Source organism: Mycolicibacter hiberniae (assembly GCF_010729485.1).
Classification (GTDB): domain Bacteria; phylum Actinomycetota; class Actinomycetes; order Mycobacteriales; family Mycobacteriaceae; genus Mycobacterium; species Mycobacterium hiberniae.
Map to the genome: position 1 here is coordinate 2,738,758 of NZ_AP022609.1, position 20,071 is coordinate 2,758,828.

Sequence of the window (20,071 nt, forward strand, 5' to 3'; positions counted from 1 at the left end):
GAACGGCTACTTGGTCAAGAGGAATTGACCAACGTTGCTGATGCCCCTGCGAAAGAGGTCGGCGCAGCCGGTCAGGTAGCGCAGATAGCGCTCGTAGACTTCTTCGGACTGGACGGCGATGGCGCGGTCGCGCTGGTCTCGCAGATTGTCCGCCCAGATGTCCAAGGTCCGCACGTAGTGTTCCGGCATCAAATACTCGTCCGCCAGACGGAAGCCGGCGTCCTGGGAATACTTGTAGATGTCGTTGAGGCCGGCCATCTGGCCGCCGGGAAAGATCTCCCGGCCCAGGAACCGAAAGAAGTGCAGATCGCTCATCGTCACTTTGATGCCGTGCTCGCGCCAATGGGTTTGGGGGTAGGTGAATATGCTGTGGAGCAACATCCGGCCGTCGTCGGGCAGAATCTTTCGGGCACGTTCGAAGAACGCCGGGTAACGCTCCTTTTTGAACGCGTCGAACGCTTCGATCGTGAAGATCCGATCGACCTTCTCGTCGAACTCCTCCCAACCCTGCAAGCGGGCCTCGGCACGGCGTTCGGTATCCAGCGATGCCAGCTTGGCAGCGCTGCACGCGCAGTGACTGCGACTGAGCGTGATACCGATGACGTTGACGTCGAATTGCGTCACCGCCCGCACCAGGCCTGCCCCCCACCCGCAGCCGATGTCCAGCACCGTCATTCCCGGCTCGAGGTCGAGTTTGCGTAACGCCAAGTCGTACTTCGCGTTCTGCGCTTCCTCGAGGGTCATGCCGGCGCGCTCGAAGTAGGCGCAGGTGTAGGCCATCGTCGGGTCGAGGAATAACGAGAAGAAGTCGTCGGAGATGTCGTATGCCGCTTGGGATTCTTCGTAGTAGGGCCTGAGATCGACCATCTGCCTCACCTTGCCTTTGATAGATCTCTTATGCCGCTGTCTTTTCCATCGTGAACTGGCACACATCGGTGTAGCCGTCGCGGAACAACTCCCGGCAACCCGTCAGGTATTTCAGGAATGTCTCGTAGGTCTGCTCGCCCTTGAGCTCGACGGCTTGGTCTTTGTGCGCTTCGAGCGCCTTGGCCCAGGTGTCCAGGGTGCGCACGTAGTTCGAACCGATCATGTGGTGGCGGGTGATCGAGAAGCCGCAACGGGTCGCGTGGTCGTCCACCGTCGATATCTGCGGCAGTCGGCCGCCGGGGTAGATCTCGGTCAGGATGAAATGGATGAAGCGCAGCAGCGACATCGTCTTCTTCAGCCCGCGCCGCTCCCCTTCTTCGGCGGTGGGCACCACGATCGAGTGCAGCAGCATCACACCGTCGTCGGGCAGCACGCGGTGGCACATGGTGAAGAAGTCGTCGTAGCGCTCATAGGTGCCCACTCCGTCGGCGAAATGCTCGAAAGCTCCCAGCGACACGATGCGATCCACCGGTTCGTCGAATTCCTCCCAGCCCTGCAGCCGCACCTGCCTGGAGCGCGCGCTGTCCATTTCGGCGAATTTCTGCTCGCAATACGCCACTTGGTTTTCGCTCAAGGTCAGCCCGATGACGTTGACGTCGTACTTTTCGACGGCCCGCCGCATCGTGGAGCCCCACCCGGACCCGATATCGAGCAGGGTCATACCGGGCCGCAGGCCCAACTTGCCCAGAGCCAGGTCCACCTTGGCCATCTGAGCTTGTTCCAGCGTCATATCGTCGCGCTCGAAATATGCGCAGCTGTAGGTCATGGTGGGATCCAGCCAGAGCCGAAAGAATTCGTTGGAACGGTCATAGTGCGACCGGATGTGGTCGACATCCGGGGCCAGTTCGACGTCGCTCATATTTTTCCTCCGCTGAGAGTGCGGGCGCCGGCATGGGCGGAATGCCGTTGCGCCGTGATCGCGGGCCCCGACACCCTCGCCAACACGGCCGACCGATACCGGACGACCGGACACACGGATTCCCCGGCAACGAACTCGTCAAACCCGACAGTAGCCGCAAATCGAGGTCGAGCGGTGGCCGAATTGTGTCCGGCCACAACAATTGTCAGGCCGGTAAATAATGGCTAGCTGGTCCCGAGCGGGTCGATCGTCGCGGCCACGTAGAGCATCACCGTCGCCGCCGTCGTCATGGTGGCGAAATCCAGGCCCCGGTCGCGCAGCACCAGCAGACCTGCCCGGTCCTCGGACAGGACCAGCCGCAACACGGCCGCCACCCCGGTCCCGATTCCGATCAGCAGCGCTCCGCGCCGCCAGAAATTCGCCCCGGCCAGCACGAACGCCACGGTGAAGATCAAGCCGACCAGCAGGATCGGCCACTGTGCGGCGATCACCCTGCGGACAGCTGCGAGCTTCATCGCGTGCTCTCGACCCGTTCCACGACGTTGGTCAGCAGGAACGCCCGAGTCAGCGGCCCCACCCCGCCGGGGTTGGGCGACACGTGGCCGGCGACCTCCCACACGTCCGGGTGCACGTCACCGACCAGGCCGGCCTCGGTACGCGACACCCCGACATCGACGACGGCCGCGCCCGGGCGCACCATATCGGCGGTCAGCATGTGCGGCACTCCGACCGCGGCGACGATGATGTCGGCCTGGCGGGTCAGCGCCGGCAGATCGCGAGTTCCGGTGTGGCACAGCGTCACGGTGGCGTTCTCCGACCGGCGGGTCAGCAACAGCCCCAGTGGGCGCCCCACCGTCACGCCGCGCCCGATCACCACCACGTGGGCGCCGGCTATGGGCACCTCGTAACGGCGCAGCAGGTGCACGATCCCGCGCGGCGTGCACGGCAGCGCCGCCGGAGTGCCGAGCACGAGCCGGCCCAGGTTGGTCGGGTGCAGCCCGTCGGCGTCCTTGGCCGGGTCGACCCGCTCGAGTGCGGCGTTCTCGTCGAGGTGCTTGGGCAGCGGCAGCTGCACGATGTAGCCGGTGCACTCGTCGTTGGCGTTGAGCTCGTCGATGGTGTCGTTCAGCTGGGCCGGACTGGCATCGGCCGGCAGATCGCGGCGTATCGAGTTGATGCCGACCTTGGCGCAGTCGGCGTGCTTGCCGCGCACGTAGGCCTGCGAGCCGGGGTCGTCGCCCACCAGGACGGTGCCGAGCCCCGGCGTGCGCCCGGCCGCGGACAGCGCCGCCACCCGGGCCTGAAGGTCGACGAAAATCTCGTCGCGCGTGGCCTTGCCGTCCAACGTGATCGCACCCACGCCGCACATTGTGGCATGAAGCCGCCAGGTTACGGCCTGTCGTATGCGCCCACCCCGCGTGTTCGGCCCCGCAGGGCCACCACGGCGGCGGGTCACTTGTAGGCTCCCGCTATGGCTGCTCCCGACGTCTTCAGTCCCGCCAAACTCGGTCCGCTCACCCTGCGCAACCGGATCATCAAGGCGGCGACGTTCGAGAACCGCACGCCGGATGCGTTGGTCTCCGATGACCTCGTCGAATACCACCGGCTGCCGGCCGCCGGCGGGGTGGGCATGACGACGGTGGCCTACTGTGCGGTCTCCCGGGGCGGGCGCACCTCCAACGACGGGCTGTGGATGCGCCCCGAGGCCATCGCCGGGCTGCGGCGGCTCACCGACGCCGTGCACGCCGAGGGCGCCCTGGCCAGTGCTCAGATCGGTCACGCCGGCCCGGTCGCCGACGCCCGCTCCAACGGCGCGCGCGCCCTGGCCCCGGTGCGGTTCTTCAACCCGATCGGCATGCGCTTCGCCAAGAAGGCCACCCGCGGCGACATCGACGAGGTGATCGCCCAGCACGCCGACGCCGCCCGCTATGCCCTCGACGCCGGGTTCGACGCCGTCGAGATCCATCTCGGCCACAACTACCTGGCGAGTTCGTTTCTCAGCCCGCTGATCAACCGCCGCTCCGATGAGTTCGGCGGATCGCTGGCCAACCGGGCCAAGGTGGCCCGTGGCATCGTGGCGGCGGTGCATCGCGCGGTCGGCGGCCAGATCGCAGTGACGGCCAAGCTGAACATGACCGATGGGGTCCGCGGAGGTATCAGCCTCGACGAGGCGCTGACCACCGCGAAGTGGCTGCAGGACGACGGCGGCCTGGACGCGTTGGAGCTGACCGCCGGCAGCTCGCTGGTCAATCCGATGTACCTGTTCCACGGCGACGCCCCGGTGAAGGAGTTCGCCAAGGTCTTTCCGCCGCCGTTGAGCTGGGGCATGCGGCTGACCGGCAAGAAATTCCTGCGTTACTACCCCTATACCGACGCCTACCTGCTGGAGCACGCCCGACTGTTCCGCGCCGAACTGTCGATGCCGCTGATCCTGCTGGGCGGCATCACCAACCGCGCCACGATGGATCTGGCCATGGCCGAGGGCTTCGAATTCGTCGCGATGGCCCGGGCGCTGCTGGCCGAGCCGGACCTGGTCAACCGGATCGCCGCGGAGCCATCCACGCAGTCGGACTGCATCCACTGCAACCGGTGCATGCCGACGATCTACCGGCGCACGCAATGCGTCATTACCGGCGCACCGGACGCAACTCGCTAGAGTTGACTCGATGAGTCACCCAGCCCCGCCGGTGCTGACCGTCCGCTACGACGGGTCGCAAGGCACGTTCTCCGCTGGCCACGACGTGGTCATCGGGCGTGATTTGCGGGCCGACGTCCGCATCCCCCATCCGCTGGTCTCGCGGGCGCACCTGCTGCTGCGCTTCGAGCAGGGCCGGTGGCTCGGGATCGACAACGGCTCCCTGAACGGGATCTACGTCAACGGGCAGCGGGTGCCGGTCCTCGACATCCGCGACGGACAGGCCGTCAACCTGGGCAACCCGGACGGGCCCCGGCTGTCCTTCGAAATAGGCCGGCACCAGGGCCACGCCGGCCGGCCTCCGCAGACCGTCTCCCTTCAGGTTCCGCAGCCGGGCATCGCGCGCCCGGGCCGACCGGCGCCGCCGCCGGGCCGGCCCGTGCCGGCCGACCACACGCCCTACGCCGAGCCGCGCCCGGCCGGGCATGTTCAGCCGCCGCCCTACCGGCCGCCGACCGGACCGGCACCGTACCCGCCACCGCCGGCACCGCCGCGGCCACCGGCCTACCAGCCCGCTCCGCTGGGTCCGGCCGCAGACGCGGCACTACGCCCCGGCTATGCGCCGCCAGCGCCCCCCGCGGAGCCGTTCGGCCCGCACCAGCCGGCCACCCGGATGGCACCGGTGTCGTCGACACCCCCGGATGCGGGCAACCTCGCCACCCGGATGGTCGACATCCTGCGCCCGTCGTCGGCCGCGGCGCCGAACGCGCCGGCCGGGGCACTGACCATCGGCCGTGCCACCGACAACGACATCGTGATCTCCGACGTGCTGGCCTCCCGGCACCACGCCATGCTGGTTCCCACCCCGCTGGGCACCGAGATCCGGGACAGCCGCAGCATCAACGGAACATTCGTCAACAGCGTCCGGATCGGCTCGGCGATCCTGACCGAGGGCGACATCGTCACCATCGGCAACGTCGACCTGGAGTTCACCGGCGGCACCCTGCAGCGGCGCACCGAAGCCGCCGGGCGCGCCGGCGGCCTGGAGGCCCGCGACCTGTGCTTCGACGTCGAAGGCGGCAAGCGCCTGATCAACGACGTGTCGCTGACCGCCCGGCCGGGCACCCTGACCGCGATCATCGGCGGTTCGGGGGCGGGCAAGACGACGCTGGCCCGGTTGATCGCCGGCTACACGCGCCCCAGCAAGGGGTCGATCACCTTCGAGGGCCATAACATCCACACCGAGTACGCATCGCTGCGCAGCCGGATCGGGATGGTGCCCCAGGACGACGTGGTGCACCGTCAGTTGACCGTCAACCAGGCGTTGGGCTACGCCGCCGAGCTTCGACTGCCGCCCGACAGCAGCCAGGCCGACCGCGACCAGGCCGTGGCGCGGGTTCTCGAAGAACTCGAGCTGACCAAGCACGCCGACACCAGGGTGGACAAGCTCTCCGGCGGTCAGCGCAAGCGGGCGTCGGTGGCTCTGGAGCTGTTGACCGGCCCCTCGCTGCTGCTCCTCGACGAACCGACATCGGGCCTGGACCCGGCCCTGGACCGCCAGGTGATGCTGATGCTGCGGTCCCTGGCCGACGCGGGCCGGGTGGTGCTGGTGGTCACCCACTCGACCTCCTACCTCGATGTGTGCGACCAGATCCTGTTGATGGCACCCGGCGGCAAGACCGCGTTCATCGGTCCGCCCGACCAGGTGGAAAGCGCGTTGGGCACCCGCAACTGGGCCGATATCTTCGCCAACGTCGGCGCCGACCCCGACGAAGCCAACCGACGCTTCCTGGAGCGCGAAGGCAATCGGCGCGCCGCCCCGGACCCGGCCACGCCCCCCAGTGACCTCGGCAGCCCACCGGCTACCAACGTGCTCAAGCAGCTGTCGACCATCGCGCGCCGCCAGATACGGCTGGTGATCTCCGATCGCGGCTACTCGGTCTTCCTGGCGCTGCTGCCGTTCATCGTCGGATTGCTGTCGCTGACTGTGGAAGGCAGCCACGGACTGGGGATGCCCGGGCCCGACGCGCCCACCGAGCCGCGCTACGTCATGGTGCTGCTCAACATCGGCGCGGTGTTCATGGGCACCGCGCTGACCATCCGAGATCTGATCGGCGAACGGCCCATCTTCAAGCGAGAACAGGCGGTGGGCCTGTCCACCACCGCCTACCTCATGGCCAAAGTCGCGGTGTTCTGCGCATTCGCCACGGTGCAGGCCGCCATCGCGACCACCATCGTGGTGCTGGGCAAGGGCGGGCCGACCCAGGGCGCGCTGCTGCTCGGCAGCGCGAACTTCGAGCTGTTCCTGACGGTGGCCGGAACCTGCGTGGCTTCGGCGCTGCTCGGACTGTTGCTGTCGTCGTTCGCGGAGTCCAATGAGCAGATCATGCCGATGCTGGTGGTGTCGATCATGTCGCAGCTCGTGCTGTCCAGCGGCATGATCCCGGTCGGCGGCCGGATGGGGCTCGACCAGTTGTCCTGGCTGACCCCGGCGCGCTGGGGTTATGCGGCGGGAGCCTCGACGGTCGACCTCAACACGGTGGTCAATGTGCCGCAGGTTCCCAAGGACCAGTTGTGGGACCACACCAGGGGCACCTGGCTCAAAGACATGGCCATGATCTGTCTGCTGTCGGTGCTCTACACCAGCGGGGTGTGGTGGAAGATCCGGCTCAAGCGCTGAGTCAGGAGTCCTCCCCGCTGTCCAGCCGCAGCCCGCGGGCGGCGGCGTAGGCCAGTGCCTGGGTGATGTCGATCCGAGTGCCGGTCAACGACGCCGTGGTCCACAGCGTCGGGTCGACTCGCGCGCCCCGCAGGTCCGCCTCGTCGAGTCGGGTGCCGATGGTCCGTGCCCCCGCCAGGTCTGCGCCCCGCAGCACCGCCTTGCGCAGATCCGCCTCCACCAGGTTGGCTTCGACCAGCCGGCAGCCGCTCAGGTCCAGCTGCCGCAGATCGGCGCCGCCGAGCCCGGCCAGGGTGAAGTCCACCTCCTCGACCACCAGTGGGCGCATACGGCACTGCGCGAATTGCGAGCCGAGCATGCTGCAGCCGAAGAACTGCGCATGCCACAGCGAGGTCCGCTCGAAGCGGCAATTGCGGAACGCCGACCCCCGGTGCACCGATGCGCGCAGGTCGGCGCCGGTGAAGTCGCAGTCGTCGAACACCACCCGTTCGGTGCGCAACTCCGAGAGGTCGGCATCGCGAAAGTCGTGGCCGGCAAACGCCCGCCCGGACCAGTCCAGGGCCGCGCTCAAGCCTGCGGCGCCAGCGCCGACAACGCGTATTCGCTGATCGCGATGAGGGCGTCGCGGGCCGACCGGGAGTCGCGCGCGTCGACGCTGATCACCGGGATGGCGTCGGGCAGCGCCAGGGCCTGGCGCACCTCGGCGGCCGGGTAACGCGGCGCGCCGTCGAACTCGTTGACCGCGATCAGAAAAGGCAGCTTGCGGTGCTCGAAGAAGTCGACGGCGGCGAAACTGTCTTCCAACCGGCGGCAGTCCACCAGAATGATGGCGCCGATCGCGCCGCGTACCAAGTCGTCCCACATGAACCAGAACCGGCGCTGGCCGGGCGTACCGAACAGGTACAGCACCAGGTCGTCGGCGAGCGTGATGCGGCCGAAATCCATCGCCACCGTGGTGGTCCGCTTGTCCGGCGTGGCCTCCAGGCCGTCGACACCGAGCGAGGCGTCGGTGACCAGCGCCTCGGTGCGCAGCGGCATGATCTCTGAGACCGTGCCGACGAACGTGGTCTTGCCGACGCCGAATCCGCCCGCGATGACGATCTTCGTCGAGGCCGCACCTTTCGGGGCTGCCGGCCTGTCCGGGCGCCTCTCTGGGGGCCTATCCGAGGGCTCGTAGGCCACGAAGCGTCCTTCCTATCAGGTCTCGGCGTTCGTCATGGGTGGATGCCTCGGTCAGTGTGGCACGCACCCGTAGGTATCCCGACGTGACCAGGTCCCCCACCAGGACGCGGGCCACGCCCAGGGGCAGGTTCAGCCGAGCGGAGATCTCGGCGAGCGACGGAGCCGCCTGACATAGTTCGACGATCCGCCCACGCGGATCGCTGAGCGGCCATTGATGGGGCGGAGCCGTCGGTAGTGCCTGCAACGGGGCTTCCAGCGGCAGGGGAACCTCGGTGTGGGTTCTGCCGGCGGTCAGCGTGTAGGGACGCACCAGATTGGGCTCAGTTTCCAGGGGCTGCGGCGCGTTTCGGCGCGCCCACCCCGCGGGGCTGTCCGTCATCATTCACCGGCACCTCCCGTGGGGGTGCCCCGCGACGGGGCCGCGCGGCGCGACGACTGGACCACTGCTCCGACTCGTTCCACCAGGATCGCCATCTCGTAGCCGATCTGCCCGATGTCACTGGAGGTACTGGCCAGCGTCGCCAGGTGCGAGCCGTCCCCGACCCGCATCAGCAGCAGGTAGCCGTGCTCCATCTCCACCACCGACTGCAGTACCCGGCCGCCCTCGAAGAGCTGCGAGGCACCGGTTGCCAGGCTGGCCAGGCCGGACGCGACAGCGGCCAACTGGTCGGCCCGCTCGGTGGGCAGGTGCTCGCTGGCCGCGACGGTCAGACCATCGACGGACACCAGCACCGCGTGCGCCACCCCGGGGACCTCGCGCGCGAAGTTCGACACCAGCCAATCCAGGGAGGCGTCGGCGCTACGGCGGTGTCCGGTGGGGTCGGTGGGGAAAGTCATCGCTGGTTCTGTCCCTGGTCGGTGCCGGGACCGTGGTCCCGGACGTGCGATCGTGCGGCCTGGACCCCGCCGAAGTGGCTGTTGATCGAAGCGCGGATCGCCGCGGGGTCACGTTCCGGTGGCTCGTGTGCGGGTGGGGAGGGCGCGCCGTTGGATGTTACCGGCTGTTCGGGATCACCGGGATCGGGTGCCGGGGCAGGGGTGCCTGTGCCGGCCGTCGGCGGCTCGTCGGCCGCGGCTGAGCCGGGAACCAGCCGGGCACCGGGCTCCCGGACCGGAAGACCGTGTTCGGTGTGGGCAGTGACCGCCACGTTCTCCACATCGGCCGCCACCGACCAGCCGTGGTCCCACACCGTCTGCCAGTCCAGGTCGGCGCGCAGCCCGGGTTCATTCGGGTCGAGGCCCGCGGACTCGGCGAGCATCCGCTGATAGATCGAATCGGATTCGGGGGCGGGGCCGCCGGCCCGGGCACGGGCCGCGAAAAAGCCCGATGTGTCGGCCGGAGCGAACCTCTCGCCGGCCGGTTCCGGTGGGCGCTGCGGCTCGGGCGCTTCCGCGGCGCCCTCCTCGTCGGGCTCCCACCAAGTTTGCGGCGGCTCAGGGCGCGCCTGCGGCGCGGCGGCCGGCGGTGGCTGCGCGGGCCCCGCGGTGATACCGCTGGACCCCGGGGTGCGCTGCGGCAACAACGACGGGCCGGGTTCGGCAACCGCGACCTGCGCACGGTGCTCGTCCGGCTCATAGGGCTCGTCCGGCTCGGACCCGGGTTCGGGCATCGGGGGTGGCGGCGGCTCGGCGAAGCGGTCCTGCGGCGCTGCCGGCGCGGACGCCTCGACGGGCCGGGTGGTCAGCAGGTGCGGAGGCAGGTACACCTCGGCGGTGATGCCGCGGGCCCCCTGCGACGCCGGGAACAACCGGACCTCGATCTGGTGCCGGGCCGCCAGCCGGGAGATCACGAACAGGCCCATGTGGCGGGCGTTCTCCGGGCTGAAGTCCCCGCCGGCCGCCAGGCGCATGTTGGCCATCCGCAGGTCGGCGTCCGTCATCCCCAATCCGGCGTCGACCACCTCGACCACCACCCCGCCGTCGTTCTCGAAACCGGCGACCACCCGCACCGGCTCCGTGGGCGCCGAGTACCGCAGCGCGTTGTCCATCAGTTCGGCCAGCAGGTGCACGCAGTCGGCTGCGGCGGCGCCGATCACGGTGGCGTCGGGCACCAGCACCGTCTGCACCCGCTCGTAGCCCTCCACCTCCGAGGCGGCCGCGCTGATCAGGGTCGCCAGCGCAACCGGCCGGCCCCGTTCGTGCGGTGCCCGCGCACCGGCGAGCACCAGCAGGTTCGCGCCGTTGCGCCGCATCCGGGCGGCCAGATGGTCGAGGCGGAACAGGCTCTCGAGGCGGTCCGGGTCGTCCTCGTTGCGCTCCAGCCGGTCGATCAGGGCCAACTGCTGGTCCACCAGCGACCGATTGCGCCGCGACATCGTCTCGAACATCTCGTTGACCAGGCGCCGCAGCCGCGCCTCGTCACCGGCGAGCAGCAGTGCCTGGGCGTGCAGTTCGTCGACGGCATGGGCGACCTGCCCCACTTCCTCGGTGGTGTAGACGGGCAGCGGGTCGGGGTCGCGCTCCGAACCGGACTCACCGGCCCGCAGCCGGGCGATCTCCTGCTCGAGATCGGAGTGGGCGACCTTGAGCGCGCTGTCCCGCAAGGTGCGCAGCGGGCGCACCAGCGAGCGGGCCACCAGCCACACCGCCAGCAGTGTGGCGGCGATCGCGGCCAGCACCAGCACGATGTCGCGCACGGCGGCGGCACGCCGGTCGGCGGCCCGATCCTGCACCGCCGACGTCACCGCCACGGTGTTCTGGCTGATCAACCGGGAAGCGATCTGGTCGGTGGTGCGGATCGAGTCGCGCAGTACCGGATTGTTGGGCAGCACCTGCTCCGGGTCGGACATGATCGACAACCGGGTCACCAGCTGCTGTTGCAGCGACTTGGCGTCCGGGGAGTCCACGCCGAGCACCTCGGTCATGCCGAACAGGGTTGACGGCTCGGTGCCGGCCAGGGTCGTCATCGAGCTGCGCAGCTCTGGATCGGGAAGCTCGCCACCCCGGTTGAGCAGCAGTTCCTGCAGCATCATCTGGCCGCGCGCACCCACGGCCCGGCTCAGCGCCGCGGTTTGGGCCCGGATGCGCTCGCTGTCCACGCGCACCGACCCGTTGATGGTGTCCTCGGCGGTCAGCAGGATCGGTGCGTAACCGGTCACCTCGTCGCGCAGCCCGATACCGGTGGTCGACACCTGACTCAGCAACGCCTGGCCGCGCTCGATCAGCGTCTGAACCCCGGACCGCACGTCGGTCGCCACGTCGGTGTGCGCCAGCCGCGACCCGAGCTCGTACTTGCGGTTCTCGAAGTTCTTCCAGGCTCCCTCGGTGTCGCCGTCGGAGGATGCGGCCACCAGCGCGTCGTCCAGCGCCGACATGTAATTGGTGATGGCGGGGATCATCTGGGCGCGGTCGGCGACCAGTCGCAGCCCGCTGGACTCGGCGAGCGCGTCGGAGACCCGCAGCCCCCCGAACAGCCCGGCCAGGGCCAGCGGCAACAGCGCGATCGCGAACACCTTCCACCGCACCGGCCAGTTGCGCACCGACCACCGCGGCGGGCGTTCGACCGCCGCGGCCTCCGGCTCGTGACCGCCCTCGGCTGATTCCTCCTGGGTCTGGCCCACCCCGTCCGGGTGGTCAAAGAGTGTCACCGGTCGGCGGCCAGTTCGCCGGCCGCTCGGCTGAGATTCACCGTCTGCGCCTCATTCATAGGACTCTCCGGACATCGCACCCGCCCAACGGGTTGCGGTGTGATTCACGGCATAGCAATTGGACGAGTATGACAGTCAGCCGTAGGCATGACCAGAATTTTTACTGAACAGAACACTGGCCGAGACCTGCGCGTGTCTTGCCCGAGTCCGGTCGAGCAAACAGTCCGACGAGCTGTCATGATCAACGCCATGATCCGGGTGCTGTTCTATTCGCCCCGCATTCCGCCCAACACCGGCAACGCGATCCGGATGGTGGCGGCGACCGGTGCCGAACTTCATCTGGTGGAACCCATGGGTTTCGACCTGTCCGAGCCGAAGCTGCGGCGGGCCGGTTTGGACTATCACGACCTGGCCTGGGTTCGGGTTCACCCCTCGCTGCCGGCGGCGTGGGAGGCGCTGGGACCGGCCCGGGTGTTCGCGTTCACCGCGGGAGCCCGCACCCCCTACACCGACGTGCGCTACTCCCCCGGCGACGTGTTGATGTTCGGCCCCGAGCCCACCGGGCTGGACGAGGCGACGCTGGCCGACCCCCGCATCACCGCGCGGCTGCGCATCCCGATGCTGGCCGGGCGGCGCTCACTGAACCTGTCGAACGCCGCCGCGGTCGCGGTCTATGAGGTGTGGCGCCAGCACGGGTTCACCGGCGGGGTGTGAGGCCGGGAGTCACCAGGTGTCCCAGTGCGCCACCTGTTCGGCCGGCAGCCGCTTGGCCGGTTTGAAGTCGGTGCCCTTGGTGTAGGCGATCGGGAACAGACCGCCCTGGCTGTAGTTCTCGTACGGAATGCCGAGCACCTCGGCGGCCTGCCGCTCGCCGTCGCCGAGCAGGTGCAGGGTGGTCCAGCAGGAGCCGAGTCCGCGGTTGCGCAGCGCCAGGCAGTAGCTCCACGCGGCCGGGAACAGCGACGCCCAGAATGATGCGCTCAACCCCAGCGACCCATTCTCGGGCTTGCCCTCCAGGCACGGGATCAGCATCACGGGCACGTCCTGCAGGTTCTCGGCCAGATGTTTGGCCGAGTCGCCGATGTGCCCCATCCGTTCGCTGCGTACGTCGCCGTCGCCGTAGTCGGGCATCGCCCGATTCAGGTACGGCAGTGCGTTGGCGCGGTAGATGTCGGCGAGCGCCTGCTTCTTGACCGGGTCGGTGACGAACATCCACTGCCAGCCCTGGGCGTTGGATCCGGTGGGCGCCTGCAGGGCGATCTCCAGGCACTCCATCAGCACGTCGCGGGGAACCGGCTTGTCGAGATCGAGGCGCTTGCGGACCGATCGCGTGGTGGTCAGGACTTCGTCTGCGGACAAGTTCAGGTTCATGGGTGGAGGTTACCGTCGGGCTTGCTGCGGCGGTCCAGCTTCGGCTCTCCTGCGTCGAACCTCGCTGACCGCCGGGGGCTACCGAAAATCCCGGGACCGCGAACGCACGGCCAGTTCCAGGGCGCCCAGCCGATCGGCCAGCACGGTGACCGCCCCGCTGGCGTTCTGCACCCGTCCGCGGATCAGCAGCGCCGTCGCGGTCTGGGCCAGTCGTCGATACCGCGCCCACACCCCCGGTGTGCACAGCACATTGACCATCCCGGTCTCGTCCTCGAGGTTGATGAACGTGACCCCGCGGGCGGTCCCCGGCCGTTGCCGGTGGGTCACCGCTCCGGCCACCAGCACCCGGGTACCGTCCGCGACGGCACTCAGGCCACCGGCCGCAATCACCCCGAGTGCGTCGAGATCGGCGCGCAGGAACTGGGTCGGGAAGCTGTCACAGGAGATCCCGGTGGCCCATACGTCGGCGGCGGACAGCTCGATCTCGCTCATGCCGGGCAGGGCCGGGGTGTGCGTCGCGACACCCACTCCGGGCAGCCGGTCGGGACGCTGCCCCGCCGCCGACCCGGCCGCCCACAGCGCCTCCCGGCGTGACACCCCGAACCCGGCAAACGCCCCAGCGGTCGCCAGCGCCTCGACCTGTGGCACCGAAAGCTGCACCCGTGCAGTGAGATCCAGCATCGACGCGAACGGCCCGTGGACCTCACGGTCGGCCACCAACCGCTCGGCGAGATCGGTACCGATGCCCCGCACAGCGCCCAGCCCCAGCCGGACCTGCGTTCCGGCCTCGGCCAGGGTGGCGTGCGCCAGGCTGGCGTTGACATCCGGGCGGTGCACCACCACGCCGTGCCGGCGGGCGTCGGCGACCAGCGACTGCGGCGAATAGAAACCCATCGGCTGGGCCCGCAGCAGCGCGGCGCAGAACGCCGCCGGGTAGTGCAGCTTGAACCAGGCTGAGTAGAACACCAGCGATGCGAAGCTCATCGCGTGACTCTCCGGAAATCCGTAGTTGGCGAAGGCTTCCAGCTTCTCGTAGATCCGGTCGGCCACCTCGCCGGTGATGCTGTGGCACTGAGCCATGCCGTCGTAGAACCGGTCGCGCAACCGGCGCATCCGCTCTGGTGATCGTTTGGAGCCCATGGCCCGGCGCAGCTGGTCGGCCTCGCCCGCGGTGAACCCGGCGCAGTCGACCGCCAGCGTCATCAGCTGTTCCTGAAACAGTGGAATTCCCAGGGTTTTGTGCAGAGCTCTCGCCATACACGGATGCTCATAGGTCACCGGGTCGATACCGTTGCGGCGACGGATGTAGGGATGCACCGATCCGCCTTGGATCGGCCCGGGGCGAATCAGCGCCACCTCCACCACCAGGTCGTAGAACACCCGGGGGCGCAGCCGTGGCAGGGTGGCCATCTGCGCGCGCGACTCGACCTGGAACACCCCGACGGTGTCGGCGCGCGCCAGCATCTCATACACCGCCGGCTCGGACAGATCGATCGCGGCCAGATCCACCTCGACGCCGCAATGCTGTGCCACCAGGTCGATCGCATAGTGCAATGCCGACAGCATTCCCAGGCCAAGTAGGTCGAACTTCACCAAACCGATTGCCGCGCAGTCATCTTTATCCCACTGCAGCACGCTTCGCCCGGCCATCCGGGCCCACTCCACCGGGCACACGTCGGCAATCGGGCGATCACAGATCACCATGCCTCCGGAGTGGATGCCCAGGTGCCGCGGCAGATCGGCGACCTGGTCGGCCAGCTCGATCACCTGTTCGGGGATGCCCTGAAGATCGGAGTCCTCCCGGCCAGGTCGGCCCCATCGGCTCAGCTGCTTACTCCAGGCGTCCTGCTGCCCCGGCGAATAACCCAGTGCGCGGGCCATGTCCCGCACGGCACTGCGCCCCCGGTAGGTGATGACGTTGGCCACCTGAGCGGCGTGGTCACGCCCGTATTTGTCGTAGACGTACTGGATCACCTTTTCGCGCTCGTCGGACTCGATGTCGATGTCGATGTCGGGCGGACCGTCACGGGCCGGGGACAAAAAGCGCTCGAACAGCAGCCCGTTGGCCACCGGATCGACCGCGGTGATGCCCAGGGCGTAACAGACCGCGGAGTTGGCCGCCGATCCCCTGCCCTGACACAGGATTCCGCTGCGCCGACAGAACTGGGTGATGTCGTGTACCACCAGGAAGTATCCCGGAAATCCCAATTGGGCAATGACTTCCAGCTCGCGTTCGATCTGGGCATAAGCAGCCGGCGCGCGCCCGGGCGGGCCGTAGCGCCCGGCGGCGCCGTCCAGGGTGAGCTGCCGCAGCCAGCTGTCCTCGGTGTGCGGGCCCGGTACGGCAAACGGCGGCAGCCGCGGGGCGATCAGCGTCAGCGGAAAGGCGCACTGTTCGCCGAGTTCGGCTGCCGCCGGCACCGCCGCCGGATGCGCCGCGAACAATCGGGCCATCTCCGCGCCGGAGCGCAGGTGCGAGCCGCCCAGCGGAGCCAGCCGGCCGGCGGCGGCGTCCAGCGACTGGCGCGCCCGCACCGCGCCCAGCGCCATCGCCAGCCGGCCCCGCTCCGGCCGGGCGAAATGCGCGCCGGTGGTGGCCACCAGGCCCACCCCGAACCTGGGCGCCAGGCCGGCCAGCGCGGCGTTGCGCTCGTCGTCGCACGGTTCCCCATGCCGGGTCAGCTCCACGCGGACCCGCGCCGCGCCGAACCTGTCCACCAGGTCGGCCAGCGCACCCGCGGCCGCATCCGGGCCGCCGGTGGCCAGCGCATGACGGACGTGCCCTTTACGGCATCCGGTCAGAATCTGCCAATGCCCGCCTGCCGCCTCGGTCAGCGCGTCCAGATCGAAACGCGGCCTGCCCTTTTCGCCGGCCAGATGGGCGGCGGCGATCTGCCGCGACAACCGCCGGTAACCCTCCGGACCGCGGGCCAGCACCAGCAGGTGCGGGCCGGGTGGATCCGGGTGGTCGGTACGGGCCTTGGAAGAAGCGGCGCCAAAGGTGGGCTCCAGCGACAACTCGGCACCGAACACCGTGCCTATTTCCAGGCCCGCGGCCTGCAGCTCGGCGGCCGCCTCGGCAAACCGCACCACCCCGTACAGGCCGTTGTGGTCGGTCAACGCGATCGCCCGCAGACCCAGCCGGGCGGCCTCGGTGACCAGCTCCTGCGGGGTGCTGGCGCCGTCGAGAAAGCTGTATGCCGAATGCGCGTGCAACTCGGCATAGGGCACCGTGGGCCCCGCCCGCCGGAGGCGCCCGACCTGCGGGTCTGACGTACCGAGATGCGCTGACACACCACCCGTATCACCGGTGTGACGAGGCTTACCATCGAGCACCCGCTCCATTTCCGCCCAGCTCGGCGGCCCACTGCTCCAGCCCACACCGCTCAGGATATCGAACATACGTGCGAAATCGGGCCCGCCGGGTGTGAAAAAGAACTTTGATGCACTAATCTGTGTCAGATTCCGGCACGATGGGAAAGGGCCACTGCATTCATGTTCAGCGCCGTCAGACGCGCGTGGTTACCCCTGCTCATCGTCGCCGTTCTCGCGGTAGGGGGGTTCACTGTGCAGCGAGTCCGGGGCTTCTTCGGAGCCGACGACAGCGGTAGTGCAACCGTGCCGTTCGAGGACACCAAGCCGTTCCATCCCAAGGTTGTGGTCTACGACATCTTCAGCCCGGACGGGACCTACGCCGACATCAACTACCTCGACCTCGACGCCACGCCGCAGCGGCTCGACGGCGCCGCCCTGCCGTGGTCACTGACCCTGTCGACCACCAACCCCGCGGTGAGTCCCACCATCGTCGCCCAAGGTGACGGCACCACCATCGGCTGCCGCGTCACCATCGACGGGGAACTCAAGGAAGAACGCGTTTCCAGCAGCCCCGTCAGTGCCCAGACCTTCTGCATTGTGAAATCCGCATGAGCGACAACACCGGCTCCGAAACCCCGACCGACGCGCTGCCCGCCGCCCAACCGCCCAAGCGCGGCGGAATTCCGGCGTGGATCCGCCGGCTGGCGGTGCCCATCATCCTGATCTGGGTGGCAATCACCGTGCTGGTGAACGTCATCGTGCCGCAGCTCGACGAAGTCGGGAAGATGCGCGCGGTGTCGATGGCCCCCAAAGACGCTCCGTCGATGATCGCGATGATGCGCATCGGCAAGGTGTTCGACGAGTTCAAGTCGGACAGCTCGGGCATGGTGGTCATCGAAGGCGATGAGCCGCTCGGCGACGACGCACACAAGTACTACGACCAGTTGGTCGCCAAGATGGAGGCCGACCCCGTCCATATCGAGCACGTCCAGGACTTCTGGAGTGACCCGCTCACCGCGGCGGGGTCGCAGAGCCCGGACGGCAAAGCCGCCTACGTTCAGGTGTATCTGGCCGGCAACATGGGCGAGACCCTGGCCAACGAGTCGGTCGAGGCCGTCCAGCAGATCATCGCCGAGACCCCGGCACCCGAAGGCGTGCACGCCTACGTCACCGGCGGGGCCGCCCTCAACGCCGATCAGCACATCGCCGGCGACAAGAGCCTCAAGCTCATCACCGCGCTGACCTTCGTGGTGATCATCACGATGCTGCTGAGCATCTACCGCTCGGTCGGCACCGTGCTGTTAGTGCTGGGCATGGTGATCTTCTCGCTGAGCGCTGCCCGCGGCATCGTGGCCGTGTTGGCGTACTACAACATCATCGGCCTGTCCACGTTCGCGGTGAACCTGCTGGTGACACTGGCCATCGCCGCCTCCACGGACTATGCGATCTTCCTGCTCGGCCGCTATCAAGAGGCCCGAGCCCTCGGCGAGGACAAGGAATCGGCCTTCCACACCATGTATCACGGCACCGCGCACGTGATCCTGGGCTCGGGGCTGACCATCGCCGGGGCGACCTTCTGCCTGCACTTCACCCGACTGCCTTACTTCCAATCGCTGGGCGTTCCCCTGGCGATCGGCATGATGGTGGTGGTCCTCGCGGCGCTCACCTTCGGCTCCGCGGTGGTCGCGGTCGCCGGCCGCTTCGGCATGCTCGAACCCAAGCGGGCCATGCGGATCCGCACCTGGCGGCGGATCGGCGCACTGATCGTGCGCTGGCCGGGACCGGTGCTGGCCGCCACCACGGGGGTCTGCCTGGTCGGCCTGCTCACACTGCCGGGGTACCAGACGAACTACAACGACCGCCAGTACCTGCCGGACTACGTGCCGGCGAACATCGGCTACGCCGCCGCCGACCGGCACTTCTCCCAGGCCCGGATGAGTCCGGAGCTGCTGATGATCGAGACCGACCACGACCTGCGCAACCCGGCCGACTTTCTGGTGATCAACCGGATCGCCAAGCGGGTGTTCGAGGTGCCGGGCATCGGCCGGGTGCAGACCATCACCCGACCGCTGGGCACCCCGATCGAACACACCACCATCCCGTTCGCGATCAGCATGCAGGGCACCACTCAGCAGCTGAACATGAAGTACCAGCTCGACAGCATGAAGAACCTGCTCAAGATGGGCGACGACATGCAGGTCTCGATCGACAGCATGAAGCAGATGCTCGAGGTCACCCGCGAAATGTCGGCGACCACGCACAGCATGGACCTCAAGATGCACACCATGCTCGATGACATCCAGAAGATGCGCGACTCGATCGCCGACTTCGACGACATGTGGCGCCCGATGCGCAGCTACTTCTACTGGGAGCCGCACTGCTTCGACATCCCGATCTGCTGGTCCATCCGGTCGATCTTCGACGTGATGGACGGTCTCGACCAGATGACCGAGGATTTCGAAAAGGTGCTGCCCGACATCGACAACCTCGACCGGCTGATGCCGCGAATGCTCGAGATCATGCCGCCGATGATCGAAACGATGTCGAACATGCGCACCACCCAGCTGAAGATGCAGTCCACCATGGAGGGTCTGCAGCTTCAGATGGAGAAGATGTTGGAAGGCCAGAACGCCATGGGTAAGGCGTTCGACGAGTCCAAGAACGACGACTCGTTCTATCTGCCCCCGGAGGCGTTCGACAATCCCGACTTCAAGCGCGGCATGAAGATGTTCCTGTCCCCCGACGGGCATTCGGTGCGCTTCATCATCTCCCATGAGGGCGACCCGATGTCCGAGGAGGGCATCTCCCACGTCGCGCCGATCAAACACGCCGTGCACGAGGCCCTCAAGGGCACCCCGCTGGAGGGCTCGAAGGTCTACCTCGGCGGCACCGCAGCCATGTTCAAGGACATGAAGGACGGGTCGTCCTACGACCTGATCATCGCCGGCATCGCCTCGCTGTGCCTGATCTTCATCATCATGCTGCTGATCACCCGCGCGGTGGTGGCCTCGGCGGTGATCGTGGGCACGGTGTTGCTGTCGCTGGGCACCTCGTTCGGGCTCTCGGTGCTGATCTGGCAGCACATCATCGGCCTGCACCTGCACTGGATGGTGCTGGCGATGTCGGTGATCATCCTGCTGGCGGTGGGTTCGGACTACAACCTGCTGTTGGTCTCCCGAATGAAGGAAGAGCTGCACGGCGGTCTGAAGACGGGCATCATCCGCGCGATGGGCGGCAGTGGCTCCGTCGTCACCTCGGCGGGCCTGGTGTTCGCGTTCACGATGATGTCGATGATCGTCTCCGACCTGAAGGTGATCGGCCAGGTGGGGTCCACCATCGGGCTCGGTCTGCTCATCGACACCCTGGTGATCCGGTCGTTCATGACGCCATCGATCGCCGCGCTGTTGGGCCGCTGGTTCTGGTGGCCGCAGCGGGTGCCGTTGCGGCCGTCACCGACGGCGCAGCAGGTCGCGGCGCTGCGAACCGAGACCAAACCCGTCTCGGTGAGCTGACCG

At 68.2% G+C, this 20,071-nt stretch carries 16 protein-coding genes; 5 read left to right on the plus strand and 11 right to left on the minus strand.

The window, feature by feature from the left end; genetic code table 11:
- Positions 1-6 precede the first annotated feature (6 nt).
- The 4 genes from G6N14_RS12930 to G6N14_RS12945 all read right to left on the minus strand — a co-directional run bounded on the left by G6N14_RS12930 (position 7) and on the right by G6N14_RS12945 (position 3,146).
- Positions 7-867, minus strand: coding sequence for a cyclopropane mycolic acid synthase family methyltransferase (locus tag G6N14_RS12930; RefSeq protein ID WP_085135151.1), 861 nt, complete (start codon positions 865-867; stop codon positions 7-9).
- 28 nt (positions 868-895) lie between these two features.
- Positions 896-1,786, minus strand: coding sequence for a cyclopropane mycolic acid synthase family methyltransferase (locus G6N14_RS12935; RefSeq protein ID WP_085135152.1), 891 nt, complete (start codon positions 1,784-1,786; stop codon positions 896-898).
- Positions 1,787-2,010: 224 nt separating this feature from the next.
- Positions 2,011-2,301, minus strand: coding sequence for a DUF3017 domain-containing protein (locus G6N14_RS12940; RefSeq protein ID WP_085135153.1), 291 nt, complete (start codon positions 2,299-2,301; stop codon positions 2,011-2,013).
- Positions 2,298-3,146 carry a bifunctional methylenetetrahydrofolate dehydrogenase/methenyltetrahydrofolate cyclohydrolase gene (locus G6N14_RS12945; RefSeq protein WP_085135259.1) on the minus strand — a complete coding sequence of 283 codons (849 nt, stop codon included), beginning with the start codon at positions 3,144-3,146 and terminating at the stop codon, positions 2,298-2,300. Before G6N14_RS12945 ends, G6N14_RS12940 begins: the two co-directional genes overlap by 4 nt.
- Positions 3,147-3,257: 111 nt before the next feature.
- On the opposite strand from G6N14_RS12945, the gene G6N14_RS12950 reads away from it, so the two are divergent.
- Together G6N14_RS12950 and G6N14_RS12955 are read left to right on the plus strand one after the other, a co-directional pair.
- Entirely contained in the window at positions 3,258-4,442 is a 1,185-nt protein-coding gene (locus G6N14_RS12950; RefSeq protein ID WP_085135154.1) for an NADH:flavin oxidoreductase, read from the plus strand.
- Positions 4,443-4,452: 10 nt separating this feature from the next.
- Positions 4,453-7,101 carry an ATP-binding cassette domain-containing protein gene (locus G6N14_RS12955; RefSeq protein WP_085135155.1) on the plus strand — a complete coding sequence of 883 codons (2,649 nt, stop codon included), beginning with the start codon at positions 4,453-4,455 and terminating at the stop codon, positions 7,099-7,101.
- Between the two features lies 1 nt (position 7,102).
- Here G6N14_RS12955 and G6N14_RS12960 read toward each other — a convergent pair whose 3' ends face one another.
- From G6N14_RS12960 to G6N14_RS12980, 5 genes are read right to left on the minus strand one after another with little or no spacing between them, the layout of a single operon-like run.
- A complete protein-coding gene (locus G6N14_RS12960; protein WP_085135156.1) occupies positions 7,103-7,672 on the minus strand; it encodes a pentapeptide repeat-containing protein in 570 nt (189 codons plus the stop codon).
- Entirely contained in the window at positions 7,669-8,202 is a 534-nt protein-coding gene (locus tag G6N14_RS12965) for a GTP-binding protein (protein ID WP_085135260.1), read from the minus strand. The genes G6N14_RS12960 and G6N14_RS12965 overlap by 4 nt, the downstream gene beginning before the upstream one ends.
- 58 nt (positions 8,203-8,260) lie before the next feature.
- Positions 8,261-8,662, minus strand: coding sequence for a DUF742 domain-containing protein (locus G6N14_RS12970; protein WP_109559766.1), 402 nt, complete (start codon positions 8,660-8,662; stop codon positions 8,261-8,263).
- Entirely contained in the window at positions 8,662-9,120 is a 459-nt protein-coding gene (locus G6N14_RS12975) for a roadblock/LC7 domain-containing protein (RefSeq protein WP_085135158.1), read from the minus strand. The genes G6N14_RS12970 and G6N14_RS12975 overlap by 1 nt, the downstream gene beginning before the upstream one ends.
- Positions 9,117-11,870, minus strand: coding sequence for a sensor histidine kinase (locus tag G6N14_RS12980; protein ID WP_085135159.1), 2,754 nt, complete (start codon positions 11,868-11,870; stop codon positions 9,117-9,119). Before G6N14_RS12980 ends, G6N14_RS12975 begins: the two co-directional genes overlap by 4 nt.
- A gap of 249 nt (positions 11,871-12,119) precedes the next feature.
- Here G6N14_RS12980 and G6N14_RS12985 point away from each other — a divergent pair, with 249 nt between their 5' ends.
- Complete coding sequence (locus G6N14_RS12985) at positions 12,120-12,584, plus strand: tRNA (cytidine(34)-2'-O)-methyltransferase (RefSeq protein ID WP_085135261.1); 465 nt, start codon at positions 12,120-12,122, stop codon at positions 12,582-12,584.
- A 9-nt stretch (positions 12,585-12,593) separates the two neighbouring features.
- Here G6N14_RS12985 and G6N14_RS12990 read toward each other — a convergent pair whose 3' ends face one another.
- Positions 12,594-13,241 (minus strand): nitroreductase family protein, encoded by a 648-nt coding sequence (locus G6N14_RS12990; protein ID WP_085135160.1) that lies wholly within the window; start codon positions 13,239-13,241, stop codon positions 12,594-12,596.
- A 78-nt stretch (positions 13,242-13,319) separates the two neighbouring features.
- Positions 13,320-16,622, minus strand: a complete 3,303-nt coding sequence (locus tag G6N14_RS12995) for an error-prone DNA polymerase (RefSeq protein WP_085135262.1) — start codon at positions 16,620-16,622, stop codon at positions 13,320-13,322.
- A 114-nt stretch (positions 16,623-16,736) separates the two neighbouring features.
- On the opposite strand from G6N14_RS12995, the gene G6N14_RS13000 reads away from it, so the two are divergent.
- Both G6N14_RS13000 and G6N14_RS13005 read left to right on the plus strand, forming a co-directional pair.
- Positions 16,737-17,168 (plus strand): MmpS family transport accessory protein, encoded by a 432-nt coding sequence (locus G6N14_RS13000; protein ID WP_085135161.1) that lies wholly within the window; start codon positions 16,737-16,739, stop codon positions 17,166-17,168.
- On the plus strand, positions 17,165-20,068 hold the full coding sequence (locus G6N14_RS13005; protein WP_085135162.1) for an MMPL/RND family transporter: 2,904 nt from the start codon (positions 17,165-17,167) through the stop codon (positions 20,066-20,068). Before G6N14_RS13000 ends, G6N14_RS13005 begins: the two co-directional genes overlap by 4 nt.
- Positions 20,069-20,071 lie beyond the last annotated feature (3 nt).